Annotated in this window: 19 protein-coding genes; 10 read left to right on the plus strand and 9 right to left on the minus strand. The window is 62.7% G+C overall.

Features of this window, described 5'->3' with window-relative positions:
- Nucleotides 1-36 precede the first annotated feature (36 nt).
- The gene (locus OWC43_RS23700; protein WP_393958756.1) at nt 37-480 is read right to left on the minus strand and encodes a hypothetical protein; all 444 of its coding nucleotides are present in this window, start codon (nt 478-480) and stop codon (nt 37-39) included.
- A gap of 744 nt (nt 481-1,224) precedes the next feature.
- Here OWC43_RS23700 and OWC43_RS23705 point away from each other — a divergent pair.
- The 3 genes from OWC43_RS23705 to OWC43_RS23715 all read left to right on the plus strand — a co-directional run bounded on the left by OWC43_RS23705 (nt 1,225) and on the right by OWC43_RS23715 (nt 6,861).
- Entirely contained in the window at nt 1,225-3,486 is a 2,262-nt protein-coding gene (locus OWC43_RS23705) for a DNA methyltransferase (protein ID WP_393958757.1), read from the plus strand.
- Between the two features lie 2 nt (nt 3,487-3,488).
- Nucleotides 3,489-6,164 carry a DEAD/DEAH box helicase family protein gene (locus OWC43_RS23710; protein ID WP_393958758.1) on the plus strand — a complete coding sequence of 892 codons (2,676 nt, stop codon included), beginning with the start codon at nt 3,489-3,491 and terminating at the stop codon, nt 6,162-6,164.
- 400 nt (nt 6,165-6,564) lie between these two features.
- Entirely contained in the window at nt 6,565-6,861 is a 297-nt protein-coding gene (locus OWC43_RS23715) for a hypothetical protein (protein WP_393958759.1), read from the plus strand.
- 261 nt (nt 6,862-7,122) lie between these two features.
- On the opposite strand, the gene OWC43_RS23720 is transcribed toward OWC43_RS23715, so the two are convergent.
- From OWC43_RS23720 to OWC43_RS23740, 5 genes are all read right to left on the minus strand, one after another.
- On the minus strand, nt 7,123-7,299 hold the full coding sequence (locus tag OWC43_RS23720; RefSeq protein ID WP_393958774.1) for a recombinase family protein: 177 nt from the start codon (nt 7,297-7,299) through the stop codon (nt 7,123-7,125).
- A 24-nt stretch (nt 7,300-7,323) separates the two neighbouring features.
- On the minus strand, nt 7,324-8,232 hold the full coding sequence (locus OWC43_RS23725; RefSeq protein ID WP_393958760.1) for an ADP-ribosylglycohydrolase family protein: 909 nt from the start codon (nt 8,230-8,232) through the stop codon (nt 7,324-7,326).
- A 127-nt stretch (nt 8,233-8,359) separates the two neighbouring features.
- Entirely contained in the window at nt 8,360-8,671 is a 312-nt protein-coding gene (locus OWC43_RS23730) for a hypothetical protein (RefSeq protein ID WP_393958761.1), read from the minus strand.
- A gap of 115 nt (nt 8,672-8,786) precedes the next feature.
- Complete coding sequence (locus OWC43_RS23735; protein WP_393958762.1) at nt 8,787-9,239, minus strand: hypothetical protein; 453 nt, start codon at nt 9,237-9,239, stop codon at nt 8,787-8,789.
- Nucleotides 9,240-9,276: 37 nt separating this feature from the next.
- Nucleotides 9,277-9,594: a hypothetical protein gene (locus OWC43_RS23740; protein WP_393958763.1), complete on the minus strand. Its 318-nt coding sequence runs from the start codon at nt 9,592-9,594 to the stop codon at nt 9,277-9,279.
- A 273-nt stretch (nt 9,595-9,867) separates the two neighbouring features.
- On the opposite strand from OWC43_RS23740, the gene OWC43_RS23745 reads away from it, so the two are divergent.
- The 6 genes from OWC43_RS23745 to OWC43_RS23770 all read left to right on the plus strand — a co-directional run bounded on the left by OWC43_RS23745 (nt 9,868) and on the right by OWC43_RS23770 (nt 13,439).
- The gene (locus tag OWC43_RS23745) at nt 9,868-10,269 is read left to right on the plus strand and encodes a hypothetical protein (RefSeq protein ID WP_393958764.1); all 402 of its coding nucleotides are present in this window, start codon (nt 9,868-9,870) and stop codon (nt 10,267-10,269) included.
- Between the two features lie 71 nt (nt 10,270-10,340).
- Complete coding sequence (locus OWC43_RS23750) at nt 10,341-11,309, plus strand: tyrosine-type recombinase/integrase (RefSeq protein WP_393958765.1); 969 nt, start codon at nt 10,341-10,343, stop codon at nt 11,307-11,309.
- A gap of 134 nt (nt 11,310-11,443) precedes the next feature.
- Nucleotides 11,444-11,776, plus strand: coding sequence for a hypothetical protein (locus tag OWC43_RS23755; protein ID WP_393958766.1), 333 nt, complete (start codon nt 11,444-11,446; stop codon nt 11,774-11,776).
- Nucleotides 11,777-11,838: 62 nt separating this feature from the next.
- A complete protein-coding gene (locus OWC43_RS23760; RefSeq protein ID WP_393958767.1) occupies nt 11,839-12,225 on the plus strand; it encodes a hypothetical protein in 387 nt (128 codons plus the stop codon).
- Nucleotides 12,226-12,488: 263 nt separating this feature from the next.
- Nucleotides 12,489-13,202 (plus strand): hypothetical protein, encoded by a 714-nt coding sequence (locus OWC43_RS23765; protein ID WP_393958768.1) that lies wholly within the window; start codon nt 12,489-12,491, stop codon nt 13,200-13,202.
- A 42-nt stretch (nt 13,203-13,244) separates the two neighbouring features.
- Nucleotides 13,245-13,439, plus strand: coding sequence for a hypothetical protein (locus tag OWC43_RS23770; protein ID WP_393958769.1), 195 nt, complete (start codon nt 13,245-13,247; stop codon nt 13,437-13,439).
- Here the strand turns inward: OWC43_RS23770 and OWC43_RS23775 are convergent, their stop codons facing one another.
- Together OWC43_RS23775 and OWC43_RS23780 are read right to left on the minus strand one after the other, a co-directional pair.
- A complete protein-coding gene (locus OWC43_RS23775; RefSeq protein WP_393958770.1) occupies nt 13,440-13,901 on the minus strand; it encodes a hypothetical protein in 462 nt (153 codons plus the stop codon).
- Between the two features lie 44 nt (nt 13,902-13,945).
- Nucleotides 13,946-14,572, minus strand: coding sequence for an AAA family ATPase (locus tag OWC43_RS23780; protein ID WP_393958771.1), 627 nt, complete (start codon nt 14,570-14,572; stop codon nt 13,946-13,948).
- Between the two features lie 277 nt (nt 14,573-14,849).
- On the opposite strand from OWC43_RS23780, the gene OWC43_RS23785 reads away from it, so the two are divergent.
- Nucleotides 14,850-15,608: a recombinase family protein gene (locus OWC43_RS23785; protein ID WP_393958772.1), complete on the plus strand. Its 759-nt coding sequence runs from the start codon at nt 14,850-14,852 to the stop codon at nt 15,606-15,608.
- Nucleotides 15,609-15,866: 258 nt separating this feature from the next.
- Here the strand turns inward: OWC43_RS23785 and OWC43_RS23790 are convergent, their stop codons facing one another.
- On the minus strand, nt 15,867-17,018 hold the full coding sequence (locus OWC43_RS23790; protein ID WP_393958773.1) for a hypothetical protein: 1,152 nt from the start codon (nt 17,016-17,018) through the stop codon (nt 15,867-15,869).
- Nucleotides 17,019-17,281: the final 263 nt, after the last annotated feature.

Genomic DNA, 17,281 nt, shown 5'->3' on the forward strand with positions numbered 1-17,281 from the left:
CCTCTGTCGGCATTTCGCGAAAGCGCGACGGCGTGCCTAGTAGAGCCAGACGTCGATCGTGTCGGCCGGGCTGCAGGAGCCATCCTTGCGGCAGTCGCGGAGGCTCGAGGAGCCGTCGCGCATGACGATGGCGTTGCGCACGCTCCGGCCGGATTCGCCGTAGTAGGTCTTGGCGTATTCGCACCAGCCGCCGGGCGGCGGGGTCTCGTGTCGCCGATTAGCGAATTCGCGGTCGATGTAGGCGCGGATCGCCGGCACGTCGGGCGGCACATGCGGGAAGGCGGCGAGGGTGAACTGCCAGAGCTGACGGGCGGCGGGCCCCGGCTTCACCGCGGGGCAGCCCGCCAGCGCGAGGCGGTAGCGCACGACCTCGTTGGCCGCGGACTGCTGATGGTGAAGCGGGAAGATCCGGGCGATGTTGGTCTCGAGGGCCGCGGCCGGGGTCGCGGCAATCAGAATGGCGAGCGCAAGAAAGCGCATCGAGTAGCCCTTTCGCGAATTCGCCCGTCACGCCACCTGGCGCACGGGGATTCCGAGCCCTCCATGTTGATGGCGCCACCTATCGATTTCGCTAAACCATATCGCCCGGTTCGGAGATGGAGCGAACGGCATCGAGCTGTGTGCCTCTAGGATCGCCTCAGAAGCTCGCTGGCAGGCTTGGCAGTGCTAAGTGATGTAAGGAGCCAGATAGGCTCCAAGCCGCTCTGTGAGGCCCTGAGCAGACTTGATGGTAGCGAGTTCGGTCACGCCCGATTTAGCGAAAGCGCTACAGGCGAAGTCCCAGGTAATGGAACTATTCGCGAGGGGCTTGGATTCTGGGTTTTACGGCCCAACGCACATGCCCTTGGATTGAGTAGACGACACCTAGGTCCAATACGACGATTTCAGGCAGTCAATCAGAGTGCAAGCAGGGTCAAGTTTTAGGAGCTGAAAAATTGCTTTTTGACCGTGCCCGATGACAGTGCTGCCTCTCGCCTGATCAGAAAAATACCGACACCGACTCGTGAAATAGCGGTCGGTGCAAACGCGACGCATTCCTTACTCCGCTCCCTCGTGCTTTGCCTTGGATAACGTCAGGCAGCTCAGGCAGACCGTGCCTCCGAACCGAGGGTTATCCGGGCATCCTTCGCATAAACAGTGTGCCTCGCTCGACGACATGGCGCGCCAATGTAGGAACGCGCTAGAGCTCGCCACGAAACGCAGGGGTGGCGGCAGGGAGACAACATGGATCTTACCGAGGAGGAAAAGGCCGAGATCAAGGGCTGCCTTGACCGGGGCGAGCCGTTGCCGGACAGCTACCGCTTCCGGCTGTTTCGCGAGCCGCGCGAGGCCGAGTTGATTTGGCCCGGCAAGACGCATGACGTTACGCAGGCCATCCTGCCTTTCCAGTCGATCGAGCAAATCGACGAGCCGCGGGCCGAGACGATCGGGAGCGGTGCAACGCTTGACCTCTTTAGCCGCGACGCAGGCGGTCGTCAGGCGGGCGGCTGGTCCAACAAGCTGATCTGGGGCGACAACAAGCTCGTCCTTTCCTCTCTCAAAGGCGGCCCGCTCCGCCGAGAGATCGAGAAGGCGGGTGGGCTCAAGCTAGTCTACATAGACCCACCGTTCGACGTAGGGGCAGATTTTAGCTTCGACGTGGAGGTCGGCGGCGAAACGCTAGCGAAGCAAGCCTCCGTAATCGAAGATATTGCTTACCGTGATACTTGGGGCCGAGGAGCAGATTCATTCGCAAGTATGATTTTCGAGCGTATCAAGCTCATATCAAGTCTTATGCACCCAGATGGTGCAATATTTTTGCATTGCGATACTAGGGTTAGCGCTATCGTAAGGGCGTGTCTCGATGATTGCATGGAGGTTATGGTCAACGAGATAGTCTGGAAGCGCCGAACAGGCTTTATGGGAACGTATAACAAGCTTGGGGCAACCACCGACACTTTGTTTTGGTACGCCAAAAGCAATAATTATACTTTCAACGAGCAATACGGTGTCAGCGATCCTGAATATCTCGAAAGATTTAAGTTCAAAGATGAAAAAGGCCGTCTGTATCGAACAGATAACCTTACCAGTCCAAATCCTCGTCCCAACCTAAAATATGTGTATAAAGGTTACCCACCGCCGGAAAACGGCTGGGCCGTCTCTCTTGAGCGAATGCAGCAGATGGATGCTGAGGGGAGACTAGAGTATCCGAAGAAGCTTACCGGACGAATTCAAAGGCGCCGCTTTTTAGATGAATTGCAGGGGCAGCCAATCCAGAACCTCTGGACAGACATCTATCCAATCAATCCAATGGCTGGCGAGGGCATCGGATACCCCACCCAAAAGCCCGAAAAATTGTTGGAACGCATCGTAGCTCTAGCCTCCGATCCCGGTGATCTGGTCGCCGACTTCTTCTGTGGATCCGGCACTACGCTCGCGGTGGCGGAAAAGTTTGGGCGCAAGTGGATTGGCTGCGATCTTGGCCGCTTCGCCATCCACAGCAGCCGCAAGCGACTAATCGGTGTGCAGCGGCAACTCAAGGCTGAGAGGAAGTCGTACCGTGCTTTCGAGATACTGAACCTGGGTAAGTACGAGCGACAGTGGTTCGTCGGCATCGACCCAACCATGCCGGAGGCGCAGCGGTGCGTAGCTGCGGCACAGAGGGAGGCCCGCTACGTCGAGCTGATCCTGACCGCTTACGGCGCGCAGCCGGCCGAGCAATCACCGCCCTTCCACGGTGTTAAGGGCGGCGCCTTCGTGCTTGTTGGCCCTGTGGATGCGCCGGTGACCGAGGGGCAGGTCACCGAGGCCGTGGATGCGTCCCGGCGCATGGGTGTCGGGCGGGTCGACGTGCTCGGCTTCGAGTTCGAGATGGGACTCGCGCCACGGCTCGTCGACGAGGCCAAGGCTAAGGGAGTTGCGGTCGCGCTGCGCTACATCCCGAAAGACGTCTTCGATCGCCGTGCCGTCGAGAAAGGGCAAGTGGTGTTCCATGACCTCGCCTTTGTCGAAGCCAAAGCGGTTGTGACAGACAAGCACGCCCGCCGAGTGACAGTCAGCCTGACCAATTTTGGCGTCAGCTATCGGCAGGAGGATGTCGAGACCTTGACGGTCGGCATGAAGGCCGGAAGCAAGGTGACGGTCGACGGCGGTCAGGTGATCAAAGTTACTAAGGCCAAGTCCGGTGAGGTGACGCGTGAGGTGCTGACCAAGAGCTGGACCGACTGGATCGACTATTGGGCGGTTGATTTCGATTACGCGAGCCGGCCGGAGACGATCGTCGTGACTGAGGCAGACGCCTCCGGCCACATGGTCGAGCGCCAGCAATGGACGGGCGGCTACATCTTCGAGAACGAGTGGCAGGCCTTCCGGACCCACAAGGATCGCACACTCGAGCTCACCTCGGCCACGCACGACTACTCCCGCCCGGGCCGCTACCGGATCGCCGTGAAGGTGATCGACATCTTCGGCAACGACACGACCAAGGTGATTGGGGTGGAGATCTAAGCGTGGCGCTCGACCCTAACTTCCCGGCTGATCCGTTCGCGATCCTAGATCCGGCTCTCCGCTGGTACCCGGGCGACGCGCTCCTTGGCCGGATTGGGTCGGAGAAGCTGATCCCGCCGCTCGTCGAGCGGGTGCGCCAGGGCGTCTGCAAATGGAGGCAGACCGGCTACGCAGGCGCGAGCGAGACGACGCGGGCGCTCCTTTCCTGGTGGTTCGAGCGCGACCATTTCACCTACGGCCCGGAGGGGCCGGTGCTGTTTCGCTGGTACTTCGCGCAGCGTGAGGCGGTCGAGAGTGCGATCTGGCTCTATGAGGTCGAGGGCGCGCGCGACCCGTACTCGCTCATGCGCTTCGACTCCTCGGGTGCCGTCTCGCTCGGTATGTTCGATGAGATCTGGACCCGCTACGTCCTCAAACTCGCGACCGGCGCCGGCAAGACCAAGGTCGCGAGCCTGCTCATCGCCTGGTCGCACTTCCATAAGCTCTACGAGCCTGGCTCGCCGCTCTCGACCAATGCCCTCCTCATCGCGCCCAACATCATCGTCCTGGACCGCCTGCGGGTCGATTTCGACGGTGGCCGCATCTTCTGGGACGACCCGATCCTGCCCGAGAACGGCTATGAGGGTCGAAGCTGGAAGAACGAGTTCCAGCTCACCGTACATGTGCAGGATGAGATCGGCCACGTAGCCCCATCCGGCAACCTGTTCCTAACCAACATCCATCGCGTCGGCAACGATGAGCGAAAGGCGCCGTCATGGGACTTGTCGGAGCAGTTCTTAGGCCGGAAGCCTGTCACGCGCACGACGGAGCGACAGGTCGACCTCGGTGTAATCGTGCGCACGGTGCCCGACCTTCTCGTCATCAACGATGAAGCACACCACGTCCGGCGCGAGACGGACTGGTTCAAGCAGATCGAGGAGCTCGACGCCGGCCTGCGCCGCAAGGGCTCAGGCTTGTCGGCGCAGTTCGATCTCACGGCCACACCGCGACACACAAACCGGTCCATCTTCGTACAGACGATCAGTGATTATCCACTCGTTGAGGCCGTCGCACAGGGCGTGGTGAAGACGCCTGTCCTGCCCGATCAAGCGAGTCGTGCCCGGCTTCAGGCGCGTCAGAGCGACGATTTCGTAGAACGTTACGCGGACCACCTCGACCTCGGCGTCCGCGAGTGGAAGCGGACCTACGAGGAGCTGGAGCGCGCCGGCAAGAAGTCGGTCCTGTTCGTGATGACCGATGACACCAAAAATTGCGATGCCGTCGCGGCCTGGCTGGAGGCGCGCTACCCTGACCTCACCGGCGCCGTGCTCACCATCCACACCAATGCCCGAGGCGAGGTCTCCGAGTTCGGCTCGGGGAAGGCCGCCAAGGCCGAGCTCGACACCATGCGTCGCGAGAGCCGAGAAATCGACAGCTGGGATAGCCGTTACAAGGCGGTCGTCTCCGTCATGGTGCTCCGAGAGGGATGGGACGTCCGCAACGTCACCACGATCGTTGGGCTTCGGGCTTATGCGGCGCCGGCCGCCATCCTGCCCGAGCAGACCTTGGGGCGGGGCTTGAGGCGCATGTTCCGTGGCAACGACGTGAAGGAGATCGTCAGCGTCGTCGGGACCGACGCCTTCCTGGCTTTTGTCGAGGAGATCAAGAACGAGGGTGTCGAGCTTGAGCAGCGACCCATGGGAGCTGGCTCCAATCCAGCTGGCCCCATGGTTATCGAGGTCGACCGCGGCGACCCTGATAAGGACGTGGTCGCGCTTGATATTGAGCTGCCCCGGTTGAAGCCGCGGATCGAGCGGGAATACAAGCGTCTCGACGAGCTCGGTTCGGGCGACGGCGCCCTCAAGCCGGCAGGTCTGCCGCTTCGCTCCTTCAGCCCCGAGGAGCAGCGCGAGATCGTTTTCCGAGACATCAATCGGGACGAGATCAGCCACGTCACTCGCCTCGACGAGGGTGGCGTCACGGACTGGCGCCACGTCGTCGGTTGGTTCGCCCGCACGATCATGGCCGACCTCCGGCTCGTCGGCGGGTTCGACGTCCTCTTCGACAAGCTGCAGGGCTACATCCAGAACGGGCTCTTCGACCTCGCCGTGGATCTTGATGACCCGAACGTGCTGCGCAACCTGTCGGAGGTCGTGGTCACGCGCGCCCTGTTTGACACGTTCAAGGGCGCGATCAACCGGCTCACTGTCCACGACAGTGGCACCACGGCCGTCCAGGACCGCATCAAGGTGAGCGGAAGCCGGCCGCAGGTGGTGCGCCGGCGGCCGACGCTGGCGGCCCGCAAATCTTTGTTCAACCAGGTCGCCGGCGACAACGATTTCGAGCTGGCCTTTGCCAAGTTCCTCGATGACGCCTCTGACGTGCAGGCCTTCTTCAAGAACACAGAGGCGACCGGCTTTCGGCTCGAGTACCAGTCGGCCGGCGGCGGCATCATCCGCGACTACCTGCCCGACTTTGTGGTGAGGACAACGGACGGAGCGATCTGGATCGTCGAGACCAAGGGCCGGGAGGACGTGCAGGACGCCCGGAAATGGGAGCGGCTTCGACTCTGGTGCGCCGACGCAACCGCGCAGGACATTCCGCATCGGTACGCCGCGCTGTTCGTGCGTCAGGAGGAATGGGAAGCGCTCCTGAACCCGTTGCGGACCTTTGGTGAAGCCGCGTCGGTCTTCAAATAGGCGGCCCTCTCAGCCGTCACTCTGGATGCTCTGAGGTGCGCCTGCTCTCGACCTCGATGAACACCGCCGCAAGGCTCCAGGAAACGAGGATCACCAGGTCCGCCGGCGCTGAGACGACGGGTGTGATGAGGCTCGAAGTACGTCTCGTCCTGCTGGGCGACGAGGGGCGCCCGTTCGTTGCAGCTTTCTCAGATTCCGGTGGCCTGAGCTAGGACGAAAGCTACTAACTCACGCATCGGCATTTGGCGGGCGTAGCTTAATAATTTCAAGTCTTTTTCGCAATACCTTCATGTAAAAAAATCGCTGAAACTACTTTCAAGCGGAGCCGTTTTCTTATTGCTTCCGACGTGGAAGCTTTAGGAGGCTGGTTATGAAGAGTAGGGCGATCTTTTTTCTTCTGGTGGCTACGAGCTCCTTCCTCGTCGCTAGTGGCTCTGCGCTCTATGCGCAGTGCGCTGGGTGCGGGGCGGACCACAACAAGGCCGATCGGGCACGGACCGCGCGGGAGGGCTATTACCAGCGCTCCGAGCGGGCTGATCCCGGCATCCGACCGGACGCCGTGGGGAATGCGCTGATCGGCGGCGGCGTGACCGGCTCGATGAAGGGGGCGGCGGCCGGCGCGATGAGCACCGGGGGCGGCATCCTCCGGAACGGGGCCGCGGAGAAGTACCACGAGTATCGGGAGAACAAGAAGTGACCTAGGGCACTTCCGCTGAAGAAGGCGGGAGGGTGTGTCACAAGCACCCTCCCGCTGAACTTGTTGGAGAACCAAGGAGTGGTAGTACGAGAGACGGTGATAGCTTGGACGTGGGGCCAACAGGAGCCCACCGGCCGAGTCATTAGCTACTCGCTTCGAGTAGGGAGCTCGTGTCGATGTGGGCCCGTCTACGGGGTCTCAGACCCAGCGCGGGCACCGCAAGCCTGCTTGCAATATCATAAAGAGATCAACTTTTGATATCTATCTAGCGCGAGCTAGCACGCGTTGCACCTGCGTAGCTGACCAAGACATCCGACCGCGTGCAGTTGGGATCTGCCGCGCATTGAGGGCCCAAGCGATCTCGCGCAGCGAGGTAGACCCAGCAGCGCGGATTTCTGCGATGGTTTCGGCCAGGTCTCTTGAGCGCGCCTCTGCAATCCGGGTTCGAGCTACTCGATCGTGCTACGCAGAGAAAGTAGGGCGGTGCGTGAGCTGTGCGGCCAGCGCTACAAGCTTGTCGCGCCAGGCCAGGGGCGCCAACCAGCGCTCGGGGATCTCGGATGCGCCGAACACCGCGCCGGCGATCTGGCCCGTGACCGCACCCACCGTGTCGGCGTCGCCGGCGAGGTTGACGGCGAGCACCAGCGCGTCCTCGAAGTTCCCGGCCTGCTCCGTGCACCAGAGCGCCGCCTCGAGCGTGTCGATCACGTAGCCGGTAGAGCGGATCTTGGAGCGCGGCTTCCCGCGCCAGGCGCCCGCGGCGATGGCCTGGACCTTCGGTGTGCCAGCCCAGGCGCGGGGGCGCAAAGCCTCCTTGCCAGCGCCTTGGATCGCCTCGCGCAAGATCTGCACGAACAGCTCGCAGGACTCGATAGCTTCGGCAGCCCCGTGGGTGGTCCGGCTCTGCTCTCGGGCGATGTGGGCGGCGAGTGCGGCATCATCGAGTGCCCAGAGGGCCACGGGCGCGATCCGCATGAGTGAGCCGTTGCCGGCGCTATCCTTGTCTTCCGAGCCGGCGAACGGATCGCCCGTCCGCTCGAAGTGGCGCAAGGCCATCCGAGTGGTGATGCCGATGTCGAAGCAGGTGCCCGTGCAGGAGTAGGCGCCGTCCTCGGCCCAAGCCACGAAGCGCCGCATCAGGTCAGCTGCGTCGAGCTCGGGATGGGCGATCAGGCTCTCGGCCAGCGCCAGCGCCATGCTGGTGTCGTCGGTCCACTGGCCTGGCTTCAGGTCGAATGGGCCGCCGCCGAGCATCTCGCTGTGATGGGGGAGCTCGTCGCGCTCCTCGAATTCGAGGGTGGCGCCAAGCGCGTCGCCGATGGCGAGCCCGAGAAGGGTGCCATGGGCGCGATCGTGAAGGGGTGAGAGCATGCGGAAGTCTCCTCGGCAGGAAGGGGGACGGCTCGGTCGAGACGTGCGTCGAGGCCGGGATGCCGGGCCGTGTTGGTCCGGAAGCCCATGATGCTGGTGCAGGATCTGGAAAAGGGGCTGGGAGGTGTCAGGCCTTCTGAAGGCAGAGGGCTAGGAGCTTCACGACATCCGGGTAAGTGAAGATCTCGTCCGAGAGGTTATCGGGCTCGAAGCTCACGTAGGGGGCCTCGTGGTAGATCTTATGGCTGGTGCCGCTGAAGCGGATGACCCGGCCGTCCGGCCCTTGAACCTGATAGTTGGGCTTCTTGCCCTCGCCAGTCGTGCCGATCCGGACCCAGACGTCCTCCTTTGGGCCGAGGCCGGCCGAGACCATGGTTCCCATGACAGCACGGAAGTAGCTCGGATCGACGACAAGTTCCCACGGACGATTGTTGCTCATGCTGGTTCTCTCCGGTGATGCGTGAGGGGTTCCACGGCTCGGGGACGGTATCCACGAGGTGGACTAGGTCGGCTACCAGACGCGCTTGCAATGGCTGGCGGGGCTGAGAGCTGGATCAGTTCGGCAGCGCGACGCCATGCTCGGCCAGCCGAGTCCGCGCCGCGGCAACGGCGTCCACCGGGAAACGGTCCGGATTGCTGGCTACGATGAACTCGACGGTCTGCGGGCCCAGGCCGGCCTCGACGAGGAGGACGAAGCCGGTGCCCTGGGTCTTGCCGCGGGCACAGTCGGTCATAAAGGCGATCTCGCCGTTCCGCCTCATCGAGCGGACGCTGTAGTTCGATTTCAGGTGCTTGCCGGTCTTCTCGTAGCGGCAGCGGTCAAGCAGGGCGATGGCGCCCCAGCAGCCGGCGATCACCGGATCGGTGTAGTCGCTGCCGCGGCGGTGGAACAGCTCGACGGCCGCTGCGCGGTAGAGCGCCGGCGCTTCCGGCTTGGTCGAGGCCTGGGCGTTGTTCATGAGCGTCTCGAGCTGGGCGTCGGTGAGCTTGGTCAGGTCGATGGGCATGGCGTGATCTCCTGGTCGATGAATGGGTGGTGCGGTGTCAGGCCTTGGCCTTGGCGGCCTCCCAGATCTTCTTGCGGTGGGAGGCGGCCGAGACGGTGATGCCGAACTGCTTGGAGATCTCCGTCACGGTCTTCTGAGCCGCCAGCGCCGCCTCGACGGCCGTCACGCCCGCGTCGGTGAGTCTTCCGTCGTCACGTTTGAAGACCGACGGATCGTCGGGGTCGGTCCCCTTGGGCGTGAGCTTGGCGACCAGCGCCTCGAGACGATCGGCGAAGGTGCCCAGGGTCACCTGGAGATTGCGGGCGTCCGCGCCCATGGCCTTGAGTTCCGAGAGGGTGGCGGGGCTGAGGTCCATCGCGGTCTCCGATCAAGATCGTCACCATCTATGGTGACACTCTTGATATTGATCGTTTGAATTCGGCTGTCAACACCGTTTCAACACGATGAAACGATTTTGTTGATGGACTTTCATTCTGACCTCGGATAATGGTTTGGTATCCGGGGTCAGACGGGATCTATGCCAGTCTCGAAGCTGGAGCGATCGACCCCGTCATGCAGAGATATGCAGAGACTTGACTAAAAATGCGCAATCGTGCACAAGAATGACACGCAGCGCGGAGACAGTCCTATGTCACTTCAGATGGATACCTTCACTACCCTCCTGGCCGCCCTCCAGAAGGCTGGTGTCGCGACAGGGAGCGCCCGTGGCTTCTGGGGGGGGACAACCCCTGACAATGATGTGGTCGTGACGGCGTGGTTTGATGCAATGGACAGTCAGGGGCGCTTCGTCGTTGCGCGCCCGCGGACCCGCCATGGCGGTCTGCGTGACGCTTGGGACCAGCGCCGCGTTGTCCCCGACGCCACTGTGAAGCTCATCCTCGTGCGTCAGCGGGGCGACGTGCGCCTCGGTGATCCAGGACGTGTCGTGAAGGACGCCGCTTTGATGCCTGGCCGGTGGCGCGTCGTGGAGTTGACGCAGGACGAGAACGGATGGCCGCACGCTGTCATTGAGCCGGTGAATGCTCATTGAAGCGAGCAAGGTACAAAGCGCCTCCGCTCAAAGACGCACTGACGCCCGATCGCACGGAAGGACGCAATTTGATGCTTCCTCAATCGGTTCTCACCGACGCGGCTCTTCCCAGCTCCGCCTCCGATCTCGAGGCGCTCGCCGCCCGGGCCGCCGGACTGGCCAAGGAGGCGCGGGCCGCCAACACCCGCAAGGCCTATCGGTCGGACTGGGCGCACTTCACGGCCTGGTGCGCTAGGCACGACCTCGCCTTTCTACCGGCCGCGCCCACGACGATTGGGCTGTATCTCGCTGCGAACGAGGCTGCGTTGTCGGTGGCGACGCTGGCCCGGCGGCTGTCGGCGATCGCGGTGGCGCACCGCATGGCCGGGCACGCGATGGACACCCGCCACCCGGCGATCCGCGACGTGATACGGGGGCTGCGGCGGGCGAAGGGGGTGGCGCAGGACCATGCCGAGGCGCTAACCGTGCCGCTGCTGCGCCGGGTGCTCGCCCTCCTCGGAGATCGGCCGATCGACCATCGTGACCGGGCGCTGCTCCTGGTCGGGTTCGGGGCGGCGCTGCGGCGGTCCGAGCTGGTCGCGCTTGACCTCGACGATGTTGCCGTCGTGCCGGAAGGCCTGCGGATCACGATCCGCCGGTCGAAGGGTGACCAGGAAGGTGAGGGTCAGGTCGTCGCGATCGGGCGCACCGGCACCGCCACCTGCCCGGTCTCGGCCTACTCCGGCTGGATCGCGGTGGCGGGGATCACCGAGGGGGCGGTGTTCCGGGGGATCAACAGGCATGGCCGGATCGGCAGCCGGCTCTCGACCGACGCCGTGTCCGAGATCGTCCAGAAGCGGGCCGCGACGGCCGGGCTCGACCCGACGATCTTCTCAGGCCACTCGATGCGGGCTGGGTTCGCGACCTCCGCGGCGGCGGCCGGCGTCGAGGAGCGACTGATCATGCGGCAGACCCGGCATCGGTCCGCCCAGACCGTGCGGCGCTACATCCGCGACGGTGAACTGTTCGACCGCAACCTCGCCGCCGAGGTCGGGTTGTAGCAGCTCGTCTGATCGACGGTTGGGCCCGGATGGCCTCAAGAGCCGGGCCGAAGCCCTACACCAGCAACTCCGGCAGGCCGCTCGCACTGCCGTCGCTGCCTCGGCGTGATAGCGTCAGCACAGGAGGGATCGGTATGGTCGACAAGTTCAATGAGGCTCTCGAAGACTTCAAGGACGCGCTCACGAACGGCGAAGAGCTTGAGGTGGCGCTCGCCGCCGTAGCCGCCGAACACGGACTCCGGCCCGAGGCGTTGCGCAACCGGGCGACGACCCGGTGGGGCGACCTAGCCGCGCATCGTGAAAAAATTTTCTCTGGCGCTGCACTCGCCGCAAGAAAGGCTATTGCGGCGGAACGTCAATTACGTAGCAGATACATCAATAATAAAATTAATAACGGCTATAAGCTCAACGATGAAGAGCGAAAATTCAATTATTGGTATTTTATGAACAACCTTATTGCAGATTAGGGCTACAGGCTACTTAACAAAAATTGATTTTTTTATTGCAGAAATTGTGATGTAATTGCCACTTGTCCGCTGATGGTAAATCTATCGCGCAAGAAGCAGCAGATGATGGCTCTCGCCCAAGAAAGAGTTCATCAGGTATTAATTGGTTTCATAAAATGACATGTGACGCCATGAACCTAGCTGCGATCACCATGCCGGCTCTTGCCGACCTCCTCAATGAGGCGACAATCCTCTCCCGGATCGACCTCGGCCCGGTCATGACGACGACCGGCCGACACCCGGATCGCGGCGCCTTCACCGTCGTTCAGTCCTTCGCGGGCTCCTGGCTCATCGCCGAGCGCGATGCGTATCAGTCGACTGTCGAGATCACCGACACCATGATCGGCGACGTGATCCAGGTGTTGCGCGACGCCAGCCGCCGGGCGGGAGGGTTCATATTCTCGACGTGAGAGTTGCCGGGCTGTCGTTGACGGAATCGTCACGAACGGCCACGGTCGCAACTTAACCTTCGGAGATCACCGCAACGAGCCGCTAGGTCTAGAACGAGAGAGACCGCCTAACCCCTGGCAGGGTTGGCGGCCTCGAAAACGGTGGTGCTTGCGCTCCAGACAAGCGTGAGAAGGCCACGACTTCCTCGGGAAGTCAACGGGAATTGACCGATTCCCGGAGCGTGCTCGCTTGCGCCGACGCGGCCCTACACAGGGCTATCCCCATGTTCGTCGATACGATCGAGGCGGCCATCACGGTCGCCTCTTCGGCGGCGCTCGTCGAGCTCAACCGTGCCATCTGGCAGGGGTTGAGCTCTGGCGCGCTTGCCGAGGATGATGCCGGCCGCCTCGCCGAGGCGATCCACGCGCGCCAAGCCGCGGCCAAGGCCGTCGCCGCCCCCGTGACCGGCAAGGTCCGCCCGGCCAGCCTCTTCCCGCCACGCCGCCCACAGCGCGCGCCCGACCGCGCTGTGGCGATCGAGCGCCGCCGCCGGCTCGCCGCCTCTGGCCCGCTCCCGCCGGCCTTGGCCGCTCACTTCACCACGGCAGAGCTCGCGTGCTTGCGGATCGTCGCCGACGAGGTGCGCACCCGCGGATCGTGCCGGCTCTACCTCGACGCCATCGCCGCCCGTGCCGGCACCTCTCGCACCACGGCCAAGAACGCTCTCCGTGAGGCGCGGCTCCTCGGCCTTGTGAAGGTGGAAGAGCGACCGCAGTACGGCAGCAAGAACCTGTCGAACGTCGTCACGATTATCGATCGGACGTGGCTCGCCTGGATCGAGCGTGGCCCCGGCATAGGGGGCAAAAAATTGGCTGCGACCGATACAAGGTTCTCTATCGGGATAGGGAAGGCGGCTTCGCCGAGCCAAATCCTCGACGCGCGGGCTAGCTTCGAGCGAGGCACGACCACACCTCAGAGACGAAAAAGCCCCGTGTGAGGCGCAGGGCTTCGTTCGTCTTGAAGAACGGAAGGGTGCAGAATGAACGATGATGCCATCAGACAAGTAGTTGCCGCTATTCTGACGACAGCGTCATTAAAGAGTGATGACCCACCGCACTCGACGGTTGTAGTCAACAAATTCATCTCGATACTTGAGAATTTGGCCGATAAAAACGAGCAGATCGACGCGGCACTTGGCAAAACTAAGCCGACGAGTATGCAGGACTTGCTCTAGTCAGAGCCTGAATACCCGCGCGATGTAGGCGTCATCATCCTCGCCCTCGAGCCGCGGTCCCATCGCCGCGGCTTGTTCAAGGCGCATCCTTTCCCACTCTCGCACCATGCGATCGACAAGCGGGCCGAGGCCGACACGCTCGCGCCTTGAGATTGCCGTCACGCGGTCGAATGTGTCGGAGCGAACGCGGGCACCAAGCTGGCGGGTGGAGTAGTCGAGTTTCGGGCGCCCTTTGGCGCGCTTCTTTTCGGTCGCGGCCTCGGCCGCCTCAGCCCTGGCTGCGTCCTCCGCTTCGACCCTAGCGCGCTCCTCGGCCTCGGCACGCCCTCTTTCCTCGCGCCTCTGCCGCTCAAGCTCGGCGTGGCTTGGCCCCTTCACGTTACCCAGCACCTCGGCGGGCTTGGGAGGCGCCGGTAGGCCGCCCGCCGTCGCCGCCGATCTGAGCTTCGTCATGTCCGCCATGTGCGATCACTCGGGGTTAGTTGAAACCGAAAATCACCACTTGCTCACGCCATAGCGCGGTCAACGATCGCTTGCACCAGTGCATCGGCTCGCCCGGCCAGGCCAGCGAACCGGACCTCCGTCAAGCTTGCCCCGCCGCTCTGCGCCTGCCTGTAGGCGGCACGCTCAAGGATCGCGCCCGGCAGTACGTCATGACCGGCTTCGGTGATGTAAGCGCGGGCTGCCGCCTCCTCAGCGTCCGTGGCGACCCTAACGAGCGCGACCGCCAAGCGCTCGCGCGGCACGCCCGCACCGACGAGCTCGTGCATGAGCATCACCGTCGGCTCAAGATCGTCGGCGCCTGGGTTAGACGGCACCACGACCAGGGCCGCGGCCTGGGCTATCTCGAGCGTCTCAGCGCTCGCGCGCGCCGGTCCGTCGAGAATGAGGAGATCGACCTCGGCCGCGACCTCAAGTGCCTCAGCCGCCGCATTGAATAGCCGCACGGGAACCGCCGGCTCGAGGCCCGCCGCCGTGCGCCGCTCCGACCAGCGCAGCGCTGTCCGCTGTTGCACGTCGAGATCGCCGATCAGGACAGACAGACTTCCGGCCGCCGCCTCCCGGGCTAATGCCCGTGCGAGGGTCGATTTCCCGACCCCACCCTTCTGGCTCACGAAGCCAATCACTGGCATGTCCAGCTAGTCCCAGCTGTGATTTTTCGGTTTCATATAACACCATAAATGCCAACAAATTATTTATATACAGCGATCGATTCCGACGTCTGAGACGAGTACCCGCGGGGTTACAGCGGCTCCGCTTCAATGCGACCTCTACCGGCGTTCAGCTCACAACGCGTATCGCTTATCGAGACCATCTCTAAAGGGTTGATCTTGAACATAGACCGCTGATCACGATCTATCTCTGATCGTCTCTAAAGGGCATCGTATAGGAATGATCAGAGAATCTACCATGTCAAAGACCCTAAAACCCGCCATCGCCTACCTTCGTGTCTCCACACTCAAGCAGGGAGAAGAAGGCCATGGCTTCGAGCTCCAGATGACGCGCATTCGCGAATTCGCCCGCCACGCTGGCTACGAGGTCGTCGAGACCTTTAGAGATGCGCACACCGGAATGGGCGAGGGGAGCGTCAAAGAGCGACCGGGAGCTATCGAGGCAATCCGATTCTCACACACCCATAGTTGCCCCATCATCGTCGACGGCTTGGATCGCTTCTCGCGCAACACCAAAAGGCTGGAGGAGCTCATCACTCAGGGGAAGCTCACCGTCATTAGCGCGAAGTCTGGCAATGGAGCATCTCGAGCTGTGATCATGGGCGAGGCCGCGCGCGGTCAGCGAGAGGGCGAGCTGATCAGCCAAAGCACCAAGCGTGCGCTGCAGAAGCTCAAGGAGCAGGGCATCCAGCTCGGCAATCGCACGAACCTACCTGAGGCTCAGGCGATGGGAGCGACGGCGAACAAGGCCAAAGCCGACAAGCTTGCGCGTGCGTTGCTCCCGGACATCCAGACGCTGCGCCAGGCTGGCAAGAAGACTGCGCAGGAGATCGCTGGGGGCCTCAATGAGCTAGGCCGCCGGACATCTCGTGGCGAGCTCTGGAAGGCTACCAACATTCGCAGGGTGCTTGCCCGAGCTGATGAGCTGATGGGCACACAGAAGCACCAGGAGCAGGCCAAGCGCTACGACAAGAACCCACTCTGGGGCGCGTTCTGATTGTAGATCAAGCCACTCGCTAGTACGAAGCGAATTCGCTCAATCACTACGCCGATCAGTGGCGAAGTCCCAGCCCGCGGTCTGCCTGGCTAGGACCTTAAGCTCTGGGTTAGCCAGGATCCGGATCACACCCTCGGATCCACCAGATCGCCTCAGGGGCTCACTGGCTGGCGGGATCTTCGTGGGGTAGCTGGCACCTCAGAACATGAAGATGCCACCATGCGCAAACGTCGGCGATCTATGAGGCATCCGGCAAGCTTATGCTCCAGCGCGTATCCGATCGATGAAGGATCGCCAGATTGCGAACAGCTTCTCCCGTGCGGTCGGTTCCTGCAGCATAGCGAGGGGCACATACGGTTCGCCATCGATTGCCCGCTCACCGTAGTGCTGGCCAAAGGTGCTCGCGAGGGTCTCGAGGACCTCACGACGGTTCTCGACTTTGTCGAACGGGGCCGTGGTCAAGACGTAGCAGAGTGCGGTCGAAACCCGGCCGTTCGCCTTGATCACTGACGGCCAGCAGTGGCCCCGATCATGGGTCAGCTTCACGATGAGCGATGGCCGCTGTGCGTTCGTGACAGCGAACTCACCACCTTCGGTGGTCCACCAATCGTAGATCGCACGGGCAGCTGCAGCTTCTCCGGCCCCTCGCTCTGAGGCAAACTGGATAAACCACTCCTCGTGGGTCAGCTGGGGACGAGCGCTGGCCGTCGAAGCTGCTGAGCTCGAACCCTTGCGCCGCTCAGCTTCCGCAGTACGCCCAATCAGTCGCGGTACTAGCGTGCGTAGCCCCGGCCCAGTGTAGTGCTTGAGCTCCAAGGCGATGACCTCGGCGGGGTTCATCTGTGCATTCAGGAACTCAACGATCCGCTTCAGCTCTGGGTAGATCACGTCTGCGACGAACACCATGCGGATCCGACCTGCCCGCAAGTTCACGTCAACGCCGCGCCAGAACGCCTCGAGATCTGCATCGGGCTGCCCGAGGTGCTCACGAAGCAGCTCATCCGGGTCTCGTTCACTCGCTGCGCAAGTGCGCTCGTACTGCTGCCGGAGAGCATCAACAGGCCAGTAGACGACGCCGTTTGCGGCGTAGTCGAGCATCTGGGCCACGACCTCCCGTCGCCCGCGGGTATCACTTGCCCGCTTGACCTCAATGAGCGTCGGCACGCAGTCCTGGTCGACGAAGAGATGATCGAGGGACCAGCGTCCTGACCCACCTTCTTCGCCAGGTACGCCCTGCTCGCGCGCTATGAGAAGCCAGCGTCGTGGGTTCACTGGGTCGACGGCGTCACCAGCGAGTAGGCTCGGATGGTTGGCTAGGAGCTGCTGAAGGAGGGCTTCGCTCTCGAAAGCGCTGGACCGCATCTCCACGAGGCTGTTGTCATCACGGATGATGTAGATCCCGTCGCTCATGGCCAATCCTGGTTGCCGATCAGGAACTAGCTATCGCACAAACTGAAACTCTGAATCACGCCGTGGGCAGGGATCCTGACGCGAATTCGCTAAATCGTGTCAGAGCCTCACACAGCGCTGGAAGGCCGCCGCTGGTTCTGTGAGCCTCAAAAGCCGCCGCGCCTGTCACGCGCCAAATCTGGCGCCTCTGTCGGCATTTCGCGAAAGCGCGACGGCGTGCCTAGTAGAGCCAGACGTCGATCGTGTCGGCCGGGCTGCAGGAG

It is taken from the genome of Methylorubrum sp. POS3, assembly GCF_043352485.1.
In the GTDB taxonomy this organism is placed as follows: Bacteria; Pseudomonadota; Alphaproteobacteria; order Rhizobiales; family Beijerinckiaceae; genus Methylobacterium; species Methylobacterium suomiense.

Coding starts and splice junctions, on each gene's coding strand:
- OWC43_RS23790 (WP_393958773.1), bottom strand. CDS start 17,018: ATGAGCGACGGGATCTACATCATCCGTGATGACAACAGCCTCGTGGAG.
- OWC43_RS23770 (WP_393958769.1), top strand. CDS start 13,245: ATGAACGATGATGCCATCAGACAAGTAGTTGCCGCTATTCTGACGACA.
- OWC43_RS23705 (WP_393958757.1), top strand. CDS start 1,225: ATGGATCTTACCGAGGAGGAAAAGGCCGAGATCAAGGGCTGCCTTGAC.
- OWC43_RS23740 (WP_393958763.1), bottom strand. CDS start 9,594: ATGGACCTCAGCCCCGCCACCCTCTCGGAACTCAAGGCCATGGGCGCG.
- OWC43_RS23735 (WP_393958762.1), bottom strand. CDS start 9,239: ATGCCCATCGACCTGACCAAGCTCACCGACGCCCAGCTCGAGACGCTC.
- OWC43_RS23745 (WP_393958764.1), top strand. CDS start 9,868: ATGTCACTTCAGATGGATACCTTCACTACCCTCCTGGCCGCCCTCCAG.
- OWC43_RS23700 (WP_393958756.1), bottom strand. CDS start 480: ATGCGCTTTCTTGCGCTCGCCATTCTGATTGCCGCGACCCCGGCCGCG.
- OWC43_RS23765 (WP_393958768.1), top strand. CDS start 12,489: ATGTTCGTCGATACGATCGAGGCGGCCATCACGGTCGCCTCTTCGGCG.
- OWC43_RS23780 (WP_393958771.1), bottom strand. CDS start 14,572: ATGCCAGTGATTGGCTTCGTGAGCCAGAAGGGTGGGGTCGGGAAATCG.
- OWC43_RS23755 (WP_393958766.1), top strand. CDS start 11,444: ATGGTCGACAAGTTCAATGAGGCTCTCGAAGACTTCAAGGACGCGCTC.
- OWC43_RS23730 (WP_393958761.1), bottom strand. CDS start 8,671: ATGAGCAACAATCGTCCGTGGGAACTTGTCGTCGATCCGAGCTACTTC.
- OWC43_RS23725 (WP_393958760.1), bottom strand. CDS start 8,232: ATGCTCTCACCCCTTCACGATCGCGCCCATGGCACCCTTCTCGGGCTC.
- OWC43_RS23785 (WP_393958772.1), top strand. CDS start 14,850: ATGTCAAAGACCCTAAAACCCGCCATCGCCTACCTTCGTGTCTCCACA.
- OWC43_RS23750 (WP_393958765.1), top strand. CDS start 10,341: ATGCTTCCTCAATCGGTTCTCACCGACGCGGCTCTTCCCAGCTCCGCC.
- OWC43_RS23775 (WP_393958770.1), bottom strand. CDS start 13,901: ATGGCGGACATGACGAAGCTCAGATCGGCGGCGACGGCGGGCGGCCTA.